The organism is Jiangella sp. DSM 45060, from assembly GCF_900105175.1.
Lineage (GTDB): Bacteria > Actinomycetota > Actinomycetes > Jiangellales > Jiangellaceae > Jiangella.
In genome coordinates this window covers 5,164,930-5,179,518 of the sequence record NZ_LT629771.1, presented here as the reverse complement: position 1 = coordinate 5,179,518, position 14,589 = coordinate 5,164,930, and the positions used below count along the sequence as shown (strand labels likewise).

Below are 14,589 nucleotides of genomic sequence, written 5' to 3'. Positions count from 1 at the left end.
CACATGGCAGATGCGCCCGTGCGTACCGGTGAGGCTCCACGTCAGCCCGCGGAACAGCCCAGCCTGAAACGGGTGATGGGCCCGAGTCTGCTGCTGCTGTTCGTCGTCGGCGACATTCTCGGCACCGGGGTCTACGCGCTCACCGGCCAGGTCGCCGCCGAGGTCGGCGGGGCGGCCTGGCTGCCGTTCCTCGTCGCCTTCATCGTGGCCATCCTCACGGCGTTCAGCTACCTCGAACTGGTGACGAAGTATCCGCAGGCCGCGGGCGCGGCGCTGTACACGCACAAGGCGTTCGGCGTCCATTTCGTCACGTTCATCGTGGCGTTCACGGTCATGTGCTCGGGCATCACGTCGGCGTCGACGGCCTCGCGCGCGTTCGCGTCGAACCTGTCCGAGGCGTTCGACGTCGAGCTGAGCACCGGCGTCGGCATCACCGGCGTCGCGCTGCTGTTCATCCTGCTGGTCGCGGCGGTGAACTTCCGCGGCGTCGGCGAGAGCGTCAAGGCCAACGTCGTGCTCACCTGCGTCGAGCTGAGCGGCCTGCTGATCATCATCATGATCGGCCTGTGGGCCATCGGTGGCGGCGAGGCCGACATGTCCCGGGTCACCGAGTTCGACACCCAGGGCCAGGGCGTCTTCGGCGCGGTCACCGCGGCGACGGCGCTGGCGTTCTTCGCGATGGTCGGGTTCGAGGACTCCGTCAACATGGCCGAGGAGTGCAAGGACCCGGTCCGGATCTTCCCCAAGGTCATGCTGTCCGGCCTGATCATCACCGGCGTCATCTACGTGCTGGTGGCGATCTCGTCGGTCGCGCTGGTGCCGGTCGACCAACTCGGTGAGGGCGACACCCCGCTGCTGCAGGTGGTCGAAGCCGGCGCGCCCGGCTTCCCGCTGAAGATCTTCGCGTTCATCACCATGTTCGCCGTCGCCAACTCCGCGCTGATCAACATGCTGATGGCCAGCCGGCTGGTCTACGGCATGAGCCGCGAGCGGGTGCTGCCCGGGCCGCTGGGCCGCGTGCACCCGGGTCGGCGCACGCCTTGGGTCGCGATCATCTTCACGACACTGCTGGCGGTCGGCCTCATCACGTTCGTCGGCGAGGTGCCGGCGCTGGGCGGCACGACGGCGCTGCTGCTGCTCGCGGTCTTCTCGGTCGTCAACGTCGCGGTGCTGGTGCTGCGGCGCCAGCCGGTCGAGCACAAGCACTTCCGCACCCCGACGGTCATCCCGATCATCGGCGCCATCACCTGCGCCTACCTGGCCACGCCGTGGACCGGCCGCGACAGCGAGCAGTACCGCATCGCCGGCATCCTGCTCGCCATCGGCGTCGTGCTCTGGTTCGTCACCTGGATGATCAACCGTCGCCTGCACCGCTCCCAGGGCGACATGGACGACCCCGAGAACCTCGGCGTCGGCGGCCCGGTCAACTGACGGGTTCACCACCCGGTCGCCGGCCACGAGCCCAGCTCTCGCGCTGCGGCCCCGTGGCCGGCGCCGCACGATTGACACTTAAGTCGACGCTTGACTTTCAGGGCTCTGCCGTTAAAGTTAAGTGCATGCTTAACCATGAGGCGGTGGACCGGGTGTTCCACGCTCTGGCCGACGCCAACCGGCGGGCCGTCATCGAGCGCCTGACCCGTGGCCCGGCCACCGTGAGCGAGCTGGCGGCCGAGCTCGGCGTGACCGTCGCCGCGACGGTGCAGCACCTGCAGGTGCTGCAGGACACCGAGCTGGTGCGCTCGGAGAAGGTCGGGCGGGTCCGTACCTGCCAGATCGATCCGGCCGGCCTCCGCAACGCCGAGGCGTGGTTGCGACGTCAGCGCACGGCGTGGGAGCACCGCCTGGACCGCCTCGGCGCGGTCCTCGACGACCAGACGAAGGAGCCAGGATCATGACCGACCACTCGGTGAAGCACAGCACGTTCACGCTCGAGCGGACCTACGCCGCCGCGCCCGCCGCGGTGTTCGCGGCGTGGTCCGACCGCGACACGAAGGCGAAGTGGTTCGCGGCCGAGGACGGCCGCTACTCGCTGGACTTCCGGGTCGGCGGCACCGAGGCCGTGCACGGCGGCGACGGCGTCGATCTCGTCGCCAGGAGCGAGTACCACGACATCGTCCCCGGCGAGCGCATCGTCTACACCACGGCCCTGTGCGCCGACGGGGTCCTGTCGACCGTGTCCATGACCACCGTGCAGTTCGAGAGCGACGGCGACGGGACCCGCCTGCTGCTCACCGAACAGGGCACCTTCCTGGACGATCAGGAACAGCCCGAGTGGCGCGAGCAGGGCACCGGCGACTGGCTGGACGCCCTCGGCCGTCACGTGGCCCGGCGATGACGGCAGGCGTCAGCCGGCCCGCTGGGCGGGGTCGTCCAGCAGACCCGCACGGTGCGCCAGCGCCGCCGCCTCGCCGCGGCCGGACACGCCGAGCTTGGCCAGGATGTTCGACACGTGCACGCTGGCGGTCTTGGTGCTGATGAACAGCTCTTCGCCGATCTGCCGGTTGCTCCGCCCGGCCGCGACCAGGTGCAGCACCTCACGCTCGCGGTCGGTGAGTGCCGGGAACGCGGCGTCGTCGGCAACGTCGGGACGAGACGGCGGCAGCCCCAGGCGGGCGCGGCGCACGAGGTCGTCGATCCAGCCGCGGATCAGCCCGGCGCCGAGCCGGTCGGCCTCGTCGGCCGCGACGCGCAGCGGCTCCTCGGCGGCGGCGCGATCGCCCAGCAGGACGTACGCCTCGCCCAGCCGGTAGCCGGCGAACGGCCGCAGGTGGACCGGGCCCTCGGCAGCCTCGACGACGTCCAGGGCGGCGCGCCAGGCGTCCGGCGCCGGCCCGTCGAGGCCGGCGAGATGGGCCTGGACCACGGGCGTCCACACCGGCGCCGGCCCCCAGCCGGCGGTCGGCGCCAGCCGGTCGCGCAGCCAGGCGGCGTCCGCCTCGACGTCGCCGGGTGGGACGCCGCCGGTCCGGGCGCGCGCCTCGAGCGCCCAGCCGGCCACTTCGAGCAGCGGCAGCTCGTAGCCGAACTGCTGCCCGGGTGAGGCGTCGACGGCGGCGCGGACGAGCTGCCACGCGAGGTCGGGCTCGCCCCGTCCCAGCGCCGCCTCGGCGGCCGCGCGCGTCGCCGGCAGCACGTACTGCGGCCCGGGCTCGTGGCCGGCCAGCCGCTCGCGCACCTCGACGGCGAACCGGGAGGCGGCCTCGACGTCGCCGCGCCACAGCGCCAGCCAGGACCGCAGCCCGGCCAGGTGCCAGACGTGTCGTCCGGGCGGCCGGAGCTCGAGGGCGCGGACGATGACCCGCTCGGCCTCGTCCCAGCGGCCCAGTGCCATCAGCGGCTCGGCGGCGTTGCCGGCCAGCATGGTTCCGAGCGTGCGGGCCAGGCCGACGGAGCCGGCGCGGTCGATGCCCTCCTGCGCCACCCGCTCCGCCTCGGCGTGCCGGCCGAGCAGGTGCAGCGAGTCGGACATGTTGATGTGGTAGCTGACCAGCCACTCCAGCCGGTCGCCGGCCAGCCGGTGCGCCGTCGCCAGCGCGTCGAGGCCGTCGTCGACGTGGCCGGAGTGCACCAGACAGGGCCCGAGCACCACATACGCGCGGAACTCCGCCTCCGCCTCGCCGGTCTCGTGGGCCAGTGCCGCCGCCTCACGGGCCAGCGCGACGGCGTTCGCCTGGAGGCCGTCCATCATCAGCCGTGACACGTACTTCTGCAGCAGCCGGGCCCGCTGCGGCGTGGGCGGGTCGGCCGGGATCAGCGCCAGCGCCCGCTCGACCTCCGCCGTGGCGCCGCCCCGGCCGAGCTCGCTGAGCAGCGTGCCGCGGAAGCCCAGCAGCCGGGCGACGCGGCTCGGTTCGACGGCGTCGCCGGCGGCGTGGACCTCGGCCAGCCCGGCGTCGACCAGCGCGAGCGCGCGGTCCAGCTCGCCGGCGTTGCTCGCGGCCGCGGCGGTGCGGGCGAGCAGTTCCGCGTGGTCGCACCCGGCCTTCGCGGCGGCCTCGGGGACCTGGTCCCACAGCTCCAGCGCCCGCTCGAAGTTGCGCTGCGCCTCGTCGTAGGCGGCCACGGAGCGCGCCTCGGCGGCGGCGTCGAGCGAAGCGGCGAACGACTTCTCGTGCTCGTGCGCGCAGAACCAGTGGTGCGCCGCCTCGGCGGTGACCGCCCGCCGCGGGCCGGCGCCGGAAGCCAGCCGCCGTTCCAGTGTGGCCGCGTAGAGGGCGTGCAGCCGGGCGTGCTCGCCGGGCAGCAGGTCGGCGTGGACGGCCTCGCGGACCAGCGCGTGCCGGAACGCGTACCCGTCGCCGTCGACCCGCAGCACGTTCGCCGACACCGCCTCGCGCAGCGTGCGGTCGAGCGCGTCGGCGTCGACCGCGGCGACGGAGGCCAGGAGATCGTGCCCGACGTGGTCGCTGCCGACGGCGAGCAGCCGGACCAGCCGCTGCGACTCGTCGGACAACTGCTCGACCCGCACCAGCAGCAGGTCGCGCAGCGACTCGGGCAGCGTGGTGCCGTCGTCGAGGTCGGCCAGCTGCTCGACGAAGAACGGCACGCCCTCGCTGCGGGCGTGGATGCGGCGGACGGCGTCAGCGGGTGGCTGCGCCCCGGCCAGCCCGGCGAGCTGCTCGGCGACCTCGTGCTCCGTCAGCCGCGGCACGTCGACGCGGTGCACCGTCCGGATCCGTTCCAGCTCCGCCAGCAGCCGCCGCAGCGGGTGGTCGCGGGACAGCTCGTCGCTGCGGTAGGTGCCGACGACGAGCAGGCGGGCGTGGCCCAGCGCCCGGACCGCGAAGCCGAGCAGCTGACGGGTGGCGCGGTCGGCCCAGTGCAGGTCCTCGAGCACCAGCACCAGCGGGCGTTCGGCGGCGACGTGCTCGAGCAGCCCGGTGACCGCCTCGAAGACCCGGCCCTGGCTGGTGCCGCCGGCCTGATCGTCGTCGCCGGGGAGGTCGGGCAGCAGGCTGGCCAGTGCGGCCCGCCCGGGACCGGCGGCGGCCAGCAGCGCGTCGGTGCCGAGCCGGCCGGCGAGGTCGCGCAGCGCGCCGGTGATGGGGGCGTACGCGAGGCCGTCGCCGCCGAGGTTCACGCACTGGCCGACGACGACCAGGGCCCCGCCGCGCTCGGCCTCGGCCGCGAACTCCGTCACCAGCCGGGTCTTGCCGACGCCCGCCTCGCCGCCGAGCACGACCGTGACCGGGACGCCGCCGACGGCAGCGGCCAGCGCCGATCGCAGGCCGTCGAGCTGCTCGGTGCGGCCGACCATCGCGGGACTCATCGCTGCCAACGCCACGGTGACCATCCTGCTACGCCGGAACGGAATTCGCCGTTGCAGGGCGAGGCCCCGGTGTCCGTGGAGGACACCGGGGCCTGGATGGTGGACTCGTCGTCAGACCGCGTGGCGGCCGGGCAGGTGGCGGACCACCCACCCCGACCGGCGGGCGGGCCGCTCGGCGGTGCGGCGGGCGGCGCGGCGCGCCGTGCGTGCGAGGCGGTCGGCGTCGGCCTCGGCCCGCAGCCGGCCCGCACGCTCCTCGTGGACGAGCTGGGCGACATACGTGGTGTTCATGACCGGACCTCTTTCGGTGCATCGTTGTGCTGACACTGAAGAGTCTGGTCGGTAAGGGGTGGTCGGCACATGCGGTGAATGCCGCATCTTCCCAGGTGGATGGGGCCTTACCCGGTGCCTGAGGGGCTCTGAGGGGGTGGTCGGGGCGGCTGAGGTCCCTCAGTCGTCAGGTGAGGCCGCGCAACGGCGCCGCCGGCGGCCGGTCACCGCGGATCGACGCCACCATGTCGAGCACCTGCCGGGTCGCGGCGACGTCGTGGGCACGGAACACCCGGGCGCCGTGCCACGCCGACACCGCGGTGGCCGTCAGCGTGCCGGTCAGCCGCTCGTCCACCGGAAGATCCAGCGTCTCGCCGACGAAGTCCTTGCGCGACAGGCTGACCAGCACCGGCCACCCCGTCGCGACCAGCTCGTCCAGGCGCCGCGTCAGCTCCAGCGAGTGGAAGGTGTTCTTGCCGAAGTCGTGCGTCGGGTCGATGAGGATGCCCTCGCGCGGCACGCCCAGCTCCACGGCCCGCTCGGCCAGCGCCGTCGTGTGCGCCAGGACGTCGGCGACCACGTCGTCGTACGCGACCCGGTGCGGGAGCGTCCGCGGTCGCATGCCGCCGGTGTGGCTGCACACCAGCCCGGCCCCGTGCTGCGCCGCGACGGCCGCGACCTCCGGGTCGGCGCCGGCCCAGGTGTCGTTGACGAGGTCGGCGCCCGCCGCGCACAACGCGTCGGCCGTCCGTGCCCGGTACGTGTCGACACTGATCACGACCTGCGGGTACGTCTCGCGGATGGCGCTGACCAGCCCGGCGACGCGGTCGATCTCCTCGTCCTCGCTGACGTGCTCGCCGGCGCCCGCCTTCACCCCGCCGACGTCGACGATGTCGGCGCCCTCGGCCACCACCTGCCGCACCCGGCGCCACGCCTGCTCGAACCCGAACGTCGCGCCCTGGTCGTAGAACGAGTCGGGGGTGCGGTTCACGATCGCCATGACGGCGAACCGTCCGGGCGGGAACGCCGACCGGCCCAGGCGCAGAACACCCACAGGACTCCTCTGTTCGGATCGCGATCAGGTCGCCAGTAAGCCTCGCACGCCAGGTCGCCCGGCGTGGCGCGGAGGTGGAACGCCGGACGTGGCACCCTTGTGCCGTGTTCGTCGTCTTCGTCATCGTCGCCGCAGCCGTGCTGTTCGGCGCGGTGCTGCTGGTGCTCGGCCGCGGTGACGTCCTGCAGCCCGAGACACCCGGCGGCGAGGCGCGGCTGCTGCCCGCCGACGCCGTCGGCCCCGACGACGTCGCCGGGCTGCGCTTCTCCGTCGTCCACCGCGGCTACCGCATGGACCAGGTCGACCTCGTCCTCGACCGCCTGCAGCGTGAACTCGCCTGGCGCGACCACCGGCTGGCCGAGCTGCAGACGCGGCTCCCCGGCCCCAGCGGGCCGCTCCCGCGCCGTCCCGCCCGCCCTGACGAGGGTGAACCGCCGGTCACGGGGTACTGAAGGTGCACTGACGGTGCGGGGCGAGCACTTGGGGGTACCGGGTGAACAGCGGGGTGAACTGGGGGGTTCGCGGTGAGCGGTGGGGTCCGGGCGCGCGTGCGGGTGCGCTGCGTGGCGCGGGCGCAGGCTCTGTGAGCGCCGACGTGGCGGTGTCGCGGCGGCTCGCCGCCCCCGCCGACGTCGTGTGGCACGTCCTCACCGACTGGCCGGCGCAGAGCGCGTGGATGCCGCTGACCCGGGTCCGCGTCCTGGGCCTGGGCGACGGCCGCGAGGTGGGGGCGCGACTGGAGGCCTGGACCGGTGTGGGGCGGGCCGGGTTCCTCGACACGATGGTCGTCACGGCCTGGGAGCCGCCGCGACGGTGCGAGGTGTTGCACACGGGCCGGCTGGTGCGCGGGCCGGGGGTGTTCTCGGTGCGGGCGATAGGTGCGGAGGCGGCCGAGGTGCGCTGGGAGGAGCAGCTGGACCTCCCGCTCGGCGCCGCCGGCCGGGCCGGCTGGCCGGTGGTGCGGCCCGCCGTGCGGTTCGGTCTCGGGGTGGCGCTGCGCCGGTTCGCCGCCTACGTACAGCGCCTGCCGCGCTGACGCCGACCCGCGGCTCCCGCGCCCCGGCCGGTCAGCGGGCGACGCAGCCGGCCAGGTGGTCGTTGACCAGACCGCACGCCTGCATGGCCGCGTAGGCCGTGGTGGGGCCGACGAAGACGAAGCCGGCCCGTTTCAGCGCCTTGGCCAGGGCGACCGACTCGGGGGTGGTGGCGGGGACGTCGGCCAGGGAGGCGGGCGCGGGGCGGCCGTCTGCGGGGGCGAAGGACCAGATGAGGCGGTCGAGCGCGCCGTCGCCGTCGGCGTCCTGGAGGGCGAGGAGGGCGCGGGCGTTGGTGATGGCCGCCGCCACCTTGGCGCGGTTGCGGACGATGCCGGTGTCCTGCATCAGCCGGGCTTCGTCGTCGGGGCCGAAGGCGGCGACGACGGCGGGGTCGAAACCGGCGAACGCGGCCCGGAAGCCGTCGCGCTTGCGCAGGATGGTCAGCCACGACAGGCCGGACTGGAACGCCTCCAGCGTCAGCCGCTCGAACAGCGCGACGTCGCCGTGGACGGCACGGCCCCATTCGTCGTCGTGGTAGGTGACGTAGTCGGGGGTACTCATGCCCCACGAGCAGCGCGGCCGGCCGTCAGGGCCGTCGATGAGGTCAGCGGCCACGGAACACGACCGGTCGCTTGGCGAGGAACGCCTCGACGGCGCCGCGGTGGTCGTCGGTGCCGCCGGTCCACTGCATCATGTCGGCCTCGTGTGCGAGCGACTCGTCGAGGCCGTGCGTCGCCGAGAACTCGAGGGCCTGACGCAGCGCGGCGTAGGCGAGCGTGGGGCCGGCGGCGAACTCGTGGGCCAGCTCCATGGCCCGCGGCAGGACGTCGGCCGGTGCGACGACCTCGGTGGCCAGCCCCAGCGCGAGCGCTTCGTCGGCGGGCACCGTGCGCGGGCGGAACAGCAGCTCGCGCGCCTTCGCCCAGCCGACCAGCCGCGGCAGCGTCCACGACGACCCGGTGTCGGACGACAGCCCGATGGCGGCGAACGCGAGGTTGAACCCCGCGGTGTCGGCGACGACGCGGAAGTCGCAGGCGAACGCGTAGGACGCGCCGGCGCCGGCCGCGACGCCGTTGACGGCGGCGATGACCGGCTTGCGCATGGTGAGCAGCGCCTTGACCGTCGGGTTGTAGTGCTCGCGGACCGTGGTGGCCAGGCCGGAGTCGCCGGACGCGAGCGCCTCGGCGTGCTCCTTGAGGTCCTGCCCGACGCAGAACGCGCGGCCGGAGCCGGTGAGCACCACCGCGCGCACCGCTTCGTCGGCGGCCGCGGCCAGCACGACGTCGCGCAGCGCCACCTTGGTGGCAGTGTCGAGGCTGTTCATGGAGTCGGGGCGGTCGAGCGTGATGACGCCGACGCCGTCGTCGGACTCGTAACGGACCAGGCTCACTGGTCGGCTCCCTTGGTGGTTCCGGCGGACAGGCAGGCGTCGACGAACCGGCCGGCGGCGGGCTGCAGCCGGGCGGCCTGCTCGTCGAAGAAGGCGGCGGCGTCGTCGCCGGGCCAGACGGCGGGCAACAGCTCGCGCGGCAGGCCGGGGTCGGTGAACAGGAACTTGCGCCACTCGTGCACCAGCCGGCTGCGGGCGGCGAACGCCTGCTCGTCGGTGGGCTGCTGGGGCAGGGTGTCGAGCAGGCCGCGCGCGTCGGACAGCCAGCGCAGGTACGACCGGCCGACGGCGTCGAGGTCCCACGCGCGGCGCACCAGCTCGGCGTCGTCGCCCTGGTGCCGGGCGCTGAACCGCTCGGCCCGCAGCTCCTCGGCGTCGAGCAGCGACCCCAGCTCGGGCGACGCTCGCGCGGCGATCCAGGTGCCGTCGCCGACCGGCGCGTAGCCGAGGTAGGCCAGCCCGTTGCGCAGCCGCTCGCGGGCGGCCCGCTGCGCCGAGCGTTCCGGCACGACGACGTGCCAGCGGCCGTCCCAGTCGCCCCGGCCGTTGGTGCGGTAGATGCGTGCGGCGGCGTCTTCGAGGCGGCGGTCGGCCCGCTCGGTCAGCTCGTAGCCGGGCGAGCCGTGGATGCGCACCGGACGCAGCCAGCCCTGTTTGACCATGCGCGACACGGCCGTGCGTACCGCCGGCGCCGCGACGCCGAGCGGGGCGAGCAACCGCACCAGCGCGGCGACCCGGGCCCTGCCGCCACGCGAGCGCACGTGATCGCCATAGAGGTCGAACAGGGCGGATCTGGCGTTCACAGTGCTCCATCCTGCCAGCCCCCACCGACAACCAGTGAGGACATACCGACCGCGGTCTCCCCGCGACGACCAACATGCGGGATAATGACCTCCATCGTGACGCACACGGCTGGTGCTCCCTGGACATCAGGGGGTTTGGGTGTGCGCCTGAAAAGGAAGGGGTGCGCGGATGGCGGCGATGAAGCCGCGGACTGGCGATGGGCCGCTCGAGGTCACCAAGGAGGGTCGGGGCATTGTCATGCGTGTCCCGATCGAGGGTGGCGGTCGTCTGGTCGTCGAGCTCACTGCTGACGAGGCCGGCGCGCTGGGTGATGCGTTGAAGGATGTCGTCGGCTGACGTGTCGTTGCCGTGAGCATTGAATAGGTGCCCTCGTCCGGCGCCGGCGGCGCTGGGCGGGGGCATTACTCTGCCCGGAGGACGGGTAGTCAGGACGAGGAGTACGCGTGTCGGCTGAGAGCACTGTTCGCCCCACCGAGGTCGTGGTCGATGCCCGGCCGCTGCTGGACGCCGAGGCCGGCGTGCTGGCGCTGGCCGTCTGGCCCGACGACCCGTCCGGCGCGGACGGCGACGACGGCGACGACGGCTCGCCGTGGATCGGGCCGGGCGGCGCGGAGGTCGCCGAGACGCTCGGGCTGGACCTGTTCGCCGCGCTCGAACGCGACGGCGGCACCGGCAAGGCCGGCGAGGTCGTGTCGGTGCAGGTGTACGCCGAGGGCCGCGGCGCCGCGAGCGTCGACGGCGAGGTCGACGTCACCCGGGTGCTGCTGGTGGGCCTCGGCGACGGCTCGGCCGCGGCGTACCGGAAGGCCGGCGCGGCGCTGGCCCGGGCCGCCCGCGGCACCGACCGGCTGGCGTCCGCCGTCACCGCGACGGCCGACGACGCCGCCACCCGGGCGTTCGTCGAGGGCGCCGTGCTGGCCACCTACGCGCTGGGCGGGTTCCGCAGCACGCCCGTCCCCGCGGCGAAGCGGCCGCTCGGCACCCTGGTCGTCACCGGCGCGGGCGCCCAGGCCGACGTCGTCGCGGCGGCGGTCGCCGTCGCCGGGGCGAGCTGGACCGCTCGCGACCTCGCGCAGACGCCGTCGAACGTCAAGGACCCCGAGTGGCTGGCCGAGCAGGCCCGCCGCATCGGCGCCGAGCACCGCCTCGACGTCCGGGTGCGCGACGAGAAGGCGCTGGCCGACGAGGGCTTCGGCGGCATCCTGGCGGTCGGCCAGGGCTCCGACCGGCCGCCGCGGCTCATCGCGCTGCGCTACGACCCGCCGAACGCCGGCCCGGGCACGCCGCACGTCGTGCTGGTCGGCAAGGGCATCACGTACGACACCGGCGGCCTGTCGCTGAAGCCGCGCGAGGGCATGGTCCCGATGAAGACCGACATGACCGGCGGCGCCGTCGTCATGGGCGTCCTGTCGGCCGTGCGCGGGCTGGGCGTCGACGTCCGCGTCACCGGGCTGGTCGCGGCCGCCGAGAACATGCCCGGCGCCGCCGCGCAGCGCCCCAGCGACGTCATCCGGCAGTACGACGGCACCACGGTCGAGGTGCTCAACACCGACGCCGAGGGCCGCCTGGTGCTGGCCGACGGCATCGGCTACGCGGTGGCGGAGCTCGAGCCGACGGTCATCGTCGACGTCGCCACGCTCACCGGCGCGGCCACGACGGCACTCGGCCGCGGCCACGGCGCCCTGTACGCCACGTCCGACCGGCTGGCCGCCGCCCTGCGCGAGGCCGGCGAGGCGGCGGGGGAGCGGCTGTGGCGGCTGCCGCTGGTCGACGACTACCGGTTCGGCCTCGACTCCGCCATCGCCGACGTCGCGCACATCGACACCGAGCACCTCGGCGGCGGGTCGATCCTGGCGGCGCTGTTCCTGCAGCGCTTCGTCGGTGACGTGCCGTGGGCGCATCTCGACATCGCCGGCCCCGGGCGGGCCGAGTCCGACAAGGCCGAGCTGGTCAAGGGCGGTACCGGGTTCGGCGTCCGGGCCCTGCTGTATTGGCTCGAGGCCGGCGCGCCGGTCGCCTGACCACCCCCGAGGAGGAACCCATGTACGGACTGAGCGTGCGCTGGTCGCTGGCCGAGGCACCCGACGGTGTCGACGCGGCGCTGCGCGAGTACGTCCACGGCACGTCGCTGGCCCGGTTCACCGGCATGGACGGCCTGCGGTTCAAGACCTGGCGCACGCGTCCCGGCGAGTGGTTCGAGGGCACCTACGTGTTCGAGACCGCGGCCGCCCGCGACGCGTTCGCCGCGTCGTTCGCGCAGACGGCCGCGGAGTCGCCCGGGTCGCAGCTGATCGGGTCGGCTCCGGTGCTTCAGGAGCCGTTCGACGTCGTCGCCGTGGCCGAGGGCGGCGCGGGCTTCGCCGCGGGAGCGGGCCCGGCCTAAGCCGTCCGGACCCGGTCGTGGACCTCGGGGAGGTCCTGGAAGCCGGCCGACCGGTAGGCGGCGACGGCGCCGACGTTCGAGCTGGGCGTGCAGACGAGGGCGCTCGACGACCCCAGCTCGCGCAGAGCGGCCGCCGCGGCGACGGTGAGGGCTCGGCCGTAGCCACGGCCGCGGTGGTCGCGGTGCACGCCCACCGGCTCGAGCAGCCCCGGGCGCCCCGGCCCGGCCGACCACACCGTCAGCGCGCCCACGGCCGCGCCGCCGTCGTCGTACGCGATCAGGCACCGGGCGTCGGCGTACGGCGGGCCGCCGGCCATGGCGTGCCAGCGCTCCTCGGTGAACGTCGACCCGTCGAACGCGCCCTGCTGCATGGCGGCCCGCTCGCCCGCCCGCTCCGGGCCGACCGCCTCGACCCGCACCCCGGGGTCCCGCACCGGCTCGGTGAGGTCGCGGCGCAGCGGCTGCCACGGCTCGTCGAGGCCCCAACCGGCGTCGGCCAGCAACCCCTGGAGCAGCGCGTCCTGCGGCGCCTCGACGCAGGCCCTGCCCTCGGGGAGGACGCCGCGGCCGGGACGGGTGAGGTCGTCGGCCAGCTGCCGGGCCAGCTCCTCGTCGCGGCGGGCGGCGGGCGCGGTGGTCATGCGCAGCAGGCGGGGTCCGTCGAGCAACCCGGCGGCGAGGACGCGGCCGTCACGGCTCCAGGTGCGGACGGCCGCGGCCGTGGCCTCGGTGCCGTACCGCCAGAACCACCCGACGTCGCCCGGGTGCAGCTGCATGGGCGCGGTGTCGTCCTGCCACTCCCGCAGCGCGTCGACCACGCCGCCCAACTCGTCGACGCCCGGTGTGCTCAGTACGATCGCCATGCGGGTCAGAGCAGCCCCTGCGCGCGGAAGATCTTGTCGTAGATGTCGCGGATCACCGGCTCCTTGTGCCGGTTGTAGTCCGTGACGATGCCGCCGGACGCCGTGGTCGCGGCCGCCGCGCGCAGCTTGGCGTCGCGGTACCGGGCGAGGTCCTCGGGGTGCTCGATCAGCCAGTCGCGGAACAGCCGCTGGCGGGTCACCTCGGGACAGCCGGGACCGAAGACGTGCAGGTTGGTGTTGGGGTCGGCGTGCTTGAGCGCACGGTGCTCGTGCCAGCTCGGTTCGCGGATGACCAGCACGAAGCCCGCGGCCTCGAGGTCAGGGAGGTAGGCGGGCTCGTCGGCGGGGTCGGCGACGGTGAGGTCGACGTCGATGACGGGCTTGGCCGGCAGCCCGGGCACCGACGTCGAGCCGATGTGCTGCAGCCCGAGGACGCGGTCGCCGAGCGCCGCGCGGATGCGGGCCGCGAGCACCTCGTAGCGGGCCGGCCAGTCCGGGTCGTAGTCGGCCACCTCGATGGGGCGCGCCTCGGGGCGGCCGTTCACCCAGATGTCGTCGCCGGGGTTGTCGCGGTGCTCGGTCAGGTCGTCCGCAGCAGGCATGCGGGCACCCTACCCGGGCGCCTCACGGCGCCGTGTGGGCGACGATCTCGGTGACGACGGTGTCCCAGACGGCGCGCGGCGGGTACTGGTGGCCCATGCCGTCGAGCGGGACCAGCCGGGCGCCGGGGATCTCGCGGGCCAGCGCCTCGCCGTGCGGGAACGGCAGCAGCGGGTCGGCGGTGCCGTGCAGCACCAGCGTCGGCGCGGTGATCTCGGCCAGCCGGCCGCGGTCGAGCTCGCCGCCCTCCAGGATCCAGTGGTTGGTCTGGCTGGCCGCGACGTCCGTGGTGCGGTCGTACATGCGGGTGACGACGGCGCGCTCCTCCGCGAGGTCCGGCGCGATGGCGCCGTCGAACGGCCGCAGGCCCTCGATCATCGCCTCGACGGCGGCGTCGCGGTCGGACCAGTCCGGCGGCGGCGCCTCGGACGCGAACAGCTCGGCGAGCTCGGGCGACATCGGCGGCAGGTCGGGGCGGTCCGGCCCGCCGGGCCCGGCCGGGCTGGTCGACTGCAGTGTCAGCGACAGCACCCGGTCCGGGTGCAGCACACCCAGCGTCTGGGCGATGCCGGCGCCCATCGAGATGCCGTAGAGGTGCGCGGCGGCGATGCCGTAGCCGTCGAGCACCGCCAGCGCGTCGGTCACGAGGTCGGCGCCGGTGTACCCGGGTGACCCGGCCGGGTAGGCGGAGGACCGGCCGGTGTCGCGCAGGTCGTAGCGGATGACGTACCGGCCGCCGGCGGCCAGCCGCTCGCAGAACTCGTCCTCCCAGTAGTCCATCGAGGCGGCCGCGCCGCCGATCAGCAGGATCGCCGGGTCGTCCGGCGATCCGAACGCCTCGGCGCACAGCTGCGCGTCGCCGGCCTGGATCATCCGCTCGGTCATCGCCGTCTCCTCACTATGAAAAACGTAGCTAGTG

General features: G+C 74.4%; 17 protein-coding genes. 8 read left to right on the top strand and 9 right to left on the bottom strand.

The features are described from left to right. Positions 1-3 precede the first annotated feature (3 nt). The 3 genes from BLU82_RS22990 to BLU82_RS22980 all read left to right on the top strand — a co-directional run bounded on the left by BLU82_RS22990 (position 4) and on the right by BLU82_RS22980 (position 2,335). Positions 4-1,431: an APC family permease gene (locus tag BLU82_RS22990; RefSeq protein ID WP_197682404.1), complete on the top strand. Its 1,428-nt coding sequence runs from the start codon at positions 4-6 to the stop codon at positions 1,429-1,431. A 125-nt stretch (positions 1,432-1,556) separates the two neighbouring features. Beyond that, positions 1,557-1,895 (top strand): metalloregulator ArsR/SmtB family transcription factor, encoded by a 339-nt coding sequence (locus tag BLU82_RS22985; RefSeq protein WP_092623353.1) that lies wholly within the window; start codon positions 1,557-1,559, stop codon positions 1,893-1,895. Continuing rightward, positions 1,892-2,335, top strand: a complete 444-nt coding sequence (locus BLU82_RS22980) for an SRPBCC domain-containing protein (protein WP_092623352.1) — start codon at positions 1,892-1,894, stop codon at positions 2,333-2,335. Before BLU82_RS22985 ends, BLU82_RS22980 begins: the two co-directional genes overlap by 4 nt. A 9-nt stretch (positions 2,336-2,344) precedes the next feature. Here BLU82_RS22980 and BLU82_RS36170 read toward each other — a convergent pair whose 3' ends face one another. The 3 genes from BLU82_RS36170 to folP all read right to left on the bottom strand — a co-directional run bounded on the left by BLU82_RS36170 (position 2,345) and on the right by folP (position 6,539). After that, positions 2,345-5,284, bottom strand: a complete 2,940-nt coding sequence (locus BLU82_RS36170; protein WP_172885684.1) for a helix-turn-helix transcriptional regulator — start codon at positions 5,282-5,284, stop codon at positions 2,345-2,347. 96 nt (positions 5,285-5,380) lie between these two features. After that, entirely contained in the window at positions 5,381-5,560 is a 180-nt protein-coding gene (locus BLU82_RS22970; protein ID WP_092623350.1) for a hypothetical protein, read from the bottom strand. 166 nt (positions 5,561-5,726) lie between these two features. Continuing rightward, positions 5,727-6,539 (bottom strand): dihydropteroate synthase, encoded by an 813-nt coding sequence (gene folP, locus BLU82_RS22965; protein ID WP_092626175.1) that lies wholly within the window; start codon positions 6,537-6,539, stop codon positions 5,727-5,729. Between the two features lie 158 nt (positions 6,540-6,697). On the opposite strand from folP, the gene BLU82_RS22960 reads away from it, so the two are divergent. Beyond that, positions 6,698-7,045: a DivIVA domain-containing protein gene (locus BLU82_RS22960; protein ID WP_092623349.1), complete on the top strand. Its 348-nt coding sequence runs from the start codon at positions 6,698-6,700 to the stop codon at positions 7,043-7,045. Between the two features lie 131 nt (positions 7,046-7,176). Continuing rightward, on the top strand, positions 7,177-7,629 hold the full coding sequence (locus BLU82_RS22955; RefSeq protein WP_197682403.1) for an SRPBCC family protein: 453 nt from the start codon (positions 7,177-7,179) through the stop codon (positions 7,627-7,629). Between the two features lie 31 nt (positions 7,630-7,660). On the opposite strand, the gene BLU82_RS22950 is transcribed toward BLU82_RS22955, so the two are convergent. The 3 genes from BLU82_RS22950 to BLU82_RS35225 are packed head-to-tail and all read right to left on the bottom strand — an operon-like array spanning position 7,661 to position 9,823. Beyond that, positions 7,661-8,191, bottom strand: a complete 531-nt coding sequence (locus BLU82_RS22950) for a DNA-3-methyladenine glycosylase I (RefSeq protein WP_092626171.1) — start codon at positions 8,189-8,191, stop codon at positions 7,661-7,663. A 43-nt stretch (positions 8,192-8,234) separates the two neighbouring features. Next, positions 8,235-9,020, bottom strand: coding sequence for an enoyl-CoA hydratase/isomerase family protein (locus tag BLU82_RS35230; protein WP_231947563.1), 786 nt, complete (start codon positions 9,018-9,020; stop codon positions 8,235-8,237). Beyond that, positions 9,017-9,823 carry a PaaX family transcriptional regulator C-terminal domain-containing protein gene (locus BLU82_RS35225; RefSeq protein WP_092623348.1) on the bottom strand — a complete coding sequence of 269 codons (807 nt, stop codon included), beginning with the start codon at positions 9,821-9,823 and terminating at the stop codon, positions 9,017-9,019. Before BLU82_RS35225 ends, BLU82_RS35230 begins: the two co-directional genes overlap by 4 nt. 169 nt (positions 9,824-9,992) lie before the next feature. On the opposite strand from BLU82_RS35225, the gene BLU82_RS22935 reads away from it, so the two are divergent. The 3 genes from BLU82_RS22935 (at position 9,993) to BLU82_RS22925 (ending at position 12,207) form a co-directional block, all read left to right on the top strand. Next, entirely contained in the window at positions 9,993-10,160 is a 168-nt protein-coding gene (locus BLU82_RS22935) for a DUF3117 domain-containing protein (RefSeq protein WP_069114398.1), read from the top strand. 107 nt (positions 10,161-10,267) lie between these two features. Continuing rightward, complete coding sequence (locus BLU82_RS22930) at positions 10,268-11,845, top strand: leucyl aminopeptidase (RefSeq protein ID WP_197682402.1); 1,578 nt, start codon at positions 10,268-10,270, stop codon at positions 11,843-11,845. 20 nt (positions 11,846-11,865) lie between these two features. After that, entirely contained in the window at positions 11,866-12,207 is a 342-nt protein-coding gene (locus BLU82_RS22925) for a hypothetical protein (protein ID WP_092623346.1), read from the top strand. On the opposite strand, the gene BLU82_RS22920 is transcribed toward BLU82_RS22925, so the two are convergent. From BLU82_RS22920 to BLU82_RS22910, 3 genes are read right to left on the bottom strand one after another with little or no spacing between them, the layout of a single operon-like run. Then, positions 12,204-13,070 carry a GNAT family N-acetyltransferase gene (locus BLU82_RS22920; RefSeq protein WP_092623345.1) on the bottom strand — a complete coding sequence of 289 codons (867 nt, stop codon included), beginning with the start codon at positions 13,068-13,070 and terminating at the stop codon, positions 12,204-12,206. The genes BLU82_RS22925 and BLU82_RS22920 overlap by 4 nt on opposite strands. 5 nt (positions 13,071-13,075) lie before the next feature. Beyond that, on the bottom strand, positions 13,076-13,672 hold the full coding sequence (locus tag BLU82_RS22915; protein ID WP_092623344.1) for a GrpB family protein: 597 nt from the start codon (positions 13,670-13,672) through the stop codon (positions 13,076-13,078). Positions 13,673-13,694: 22 nt separating this feature from the next. After that, the gene (locus tag BLU82_RS22910; RefSeq protein WP_092623343.1) at positions 13,695-14,555 is read right to left on the bottom strand and encodes an alpha/beta fold hydrolase; all 861 of its coding nucleotides are present in this window, start codon (positions 14,553-14,555) and stop codon (positions 13,695-13,697) included. Positions 14,556-14,589 lie beyond the last annotated feature (34 nt).

Coding starts and splice junctions, on each gene's coding strand:
- BLU82_RS22920 (WP_092623345.1), bottom strand. CDS start 13,070: ATGGCGATCGTACTGAGCACACCGGGCGTCGACGAGTTGGGCGGCGTG.
- BLU82_RS22990 (WP_197682404.1), top strand. CDS start 4: ATGGCAGATGCGCCCGTGCGTACCGGTGAGGCTCCACGTCAGCCCGCG.
- BLU82_RS22915 (WP_092623344.1), bottom strand. CDS start 13,672: ATGCCTGCTGCGGACGACCTGACCGAGCACCGCGACAACCCCGGCGAC.
- folP (WP_092626175.1), bottom strand. CDS start 6,539: ATGGCGATCGTGAACCGCACCCCCGACTCGTTCTACGACCAGGGCGCG.
- BLU82_RS22970 (WP_092623350.1), bottom strand. CDS start 5,560: ATGAACACCACGTATGTCGCCCAGCTCGTCCACGAGGAGCGTGCGGGC.
- BLU82_RS22910 (WP_092623343.1), bottom strand. CDS start 14,555: ATGACCGAGCGGATGATCCAGGCCGGCGACGCGCAGCTGTGCGCCGAG.
- BLU82_RS22980 (WP_092623352.1), top strand. CDS start 1,892: ATGACCGACCACTCGGTGAAGCACAGCACGTTCACGCTCGAGCGGACC.
- BLU82_RS22925 (WP_092623346.1), top strand. CDS start 11,866: ATGTACGGACTGAGCGTGCGCTGGTCGCTGGCCGAGGCACCCGACGGT.
- BLU82_RS22950 (WP_092626171.1), bottom strand. CDS start 8,191: ATGAGTACCCCCGACTACGTCACCTACCACGACGACGAATGGGGCCGT.
- BLU82_RS22985 (WP_092623353.1), top strand. CDS start 1,557: ATGCTTAACCATGAGGCGGTGGACCGGGTGTTCCACGCTCTGGCCGAC.
- BLU82_RS22935 (WP_069114398.1), top strand. CDS start 9,993: ATGGCGGCGATGAAGCCGCGGACTGGCGATGGGCCGCTCGAGGTCACC.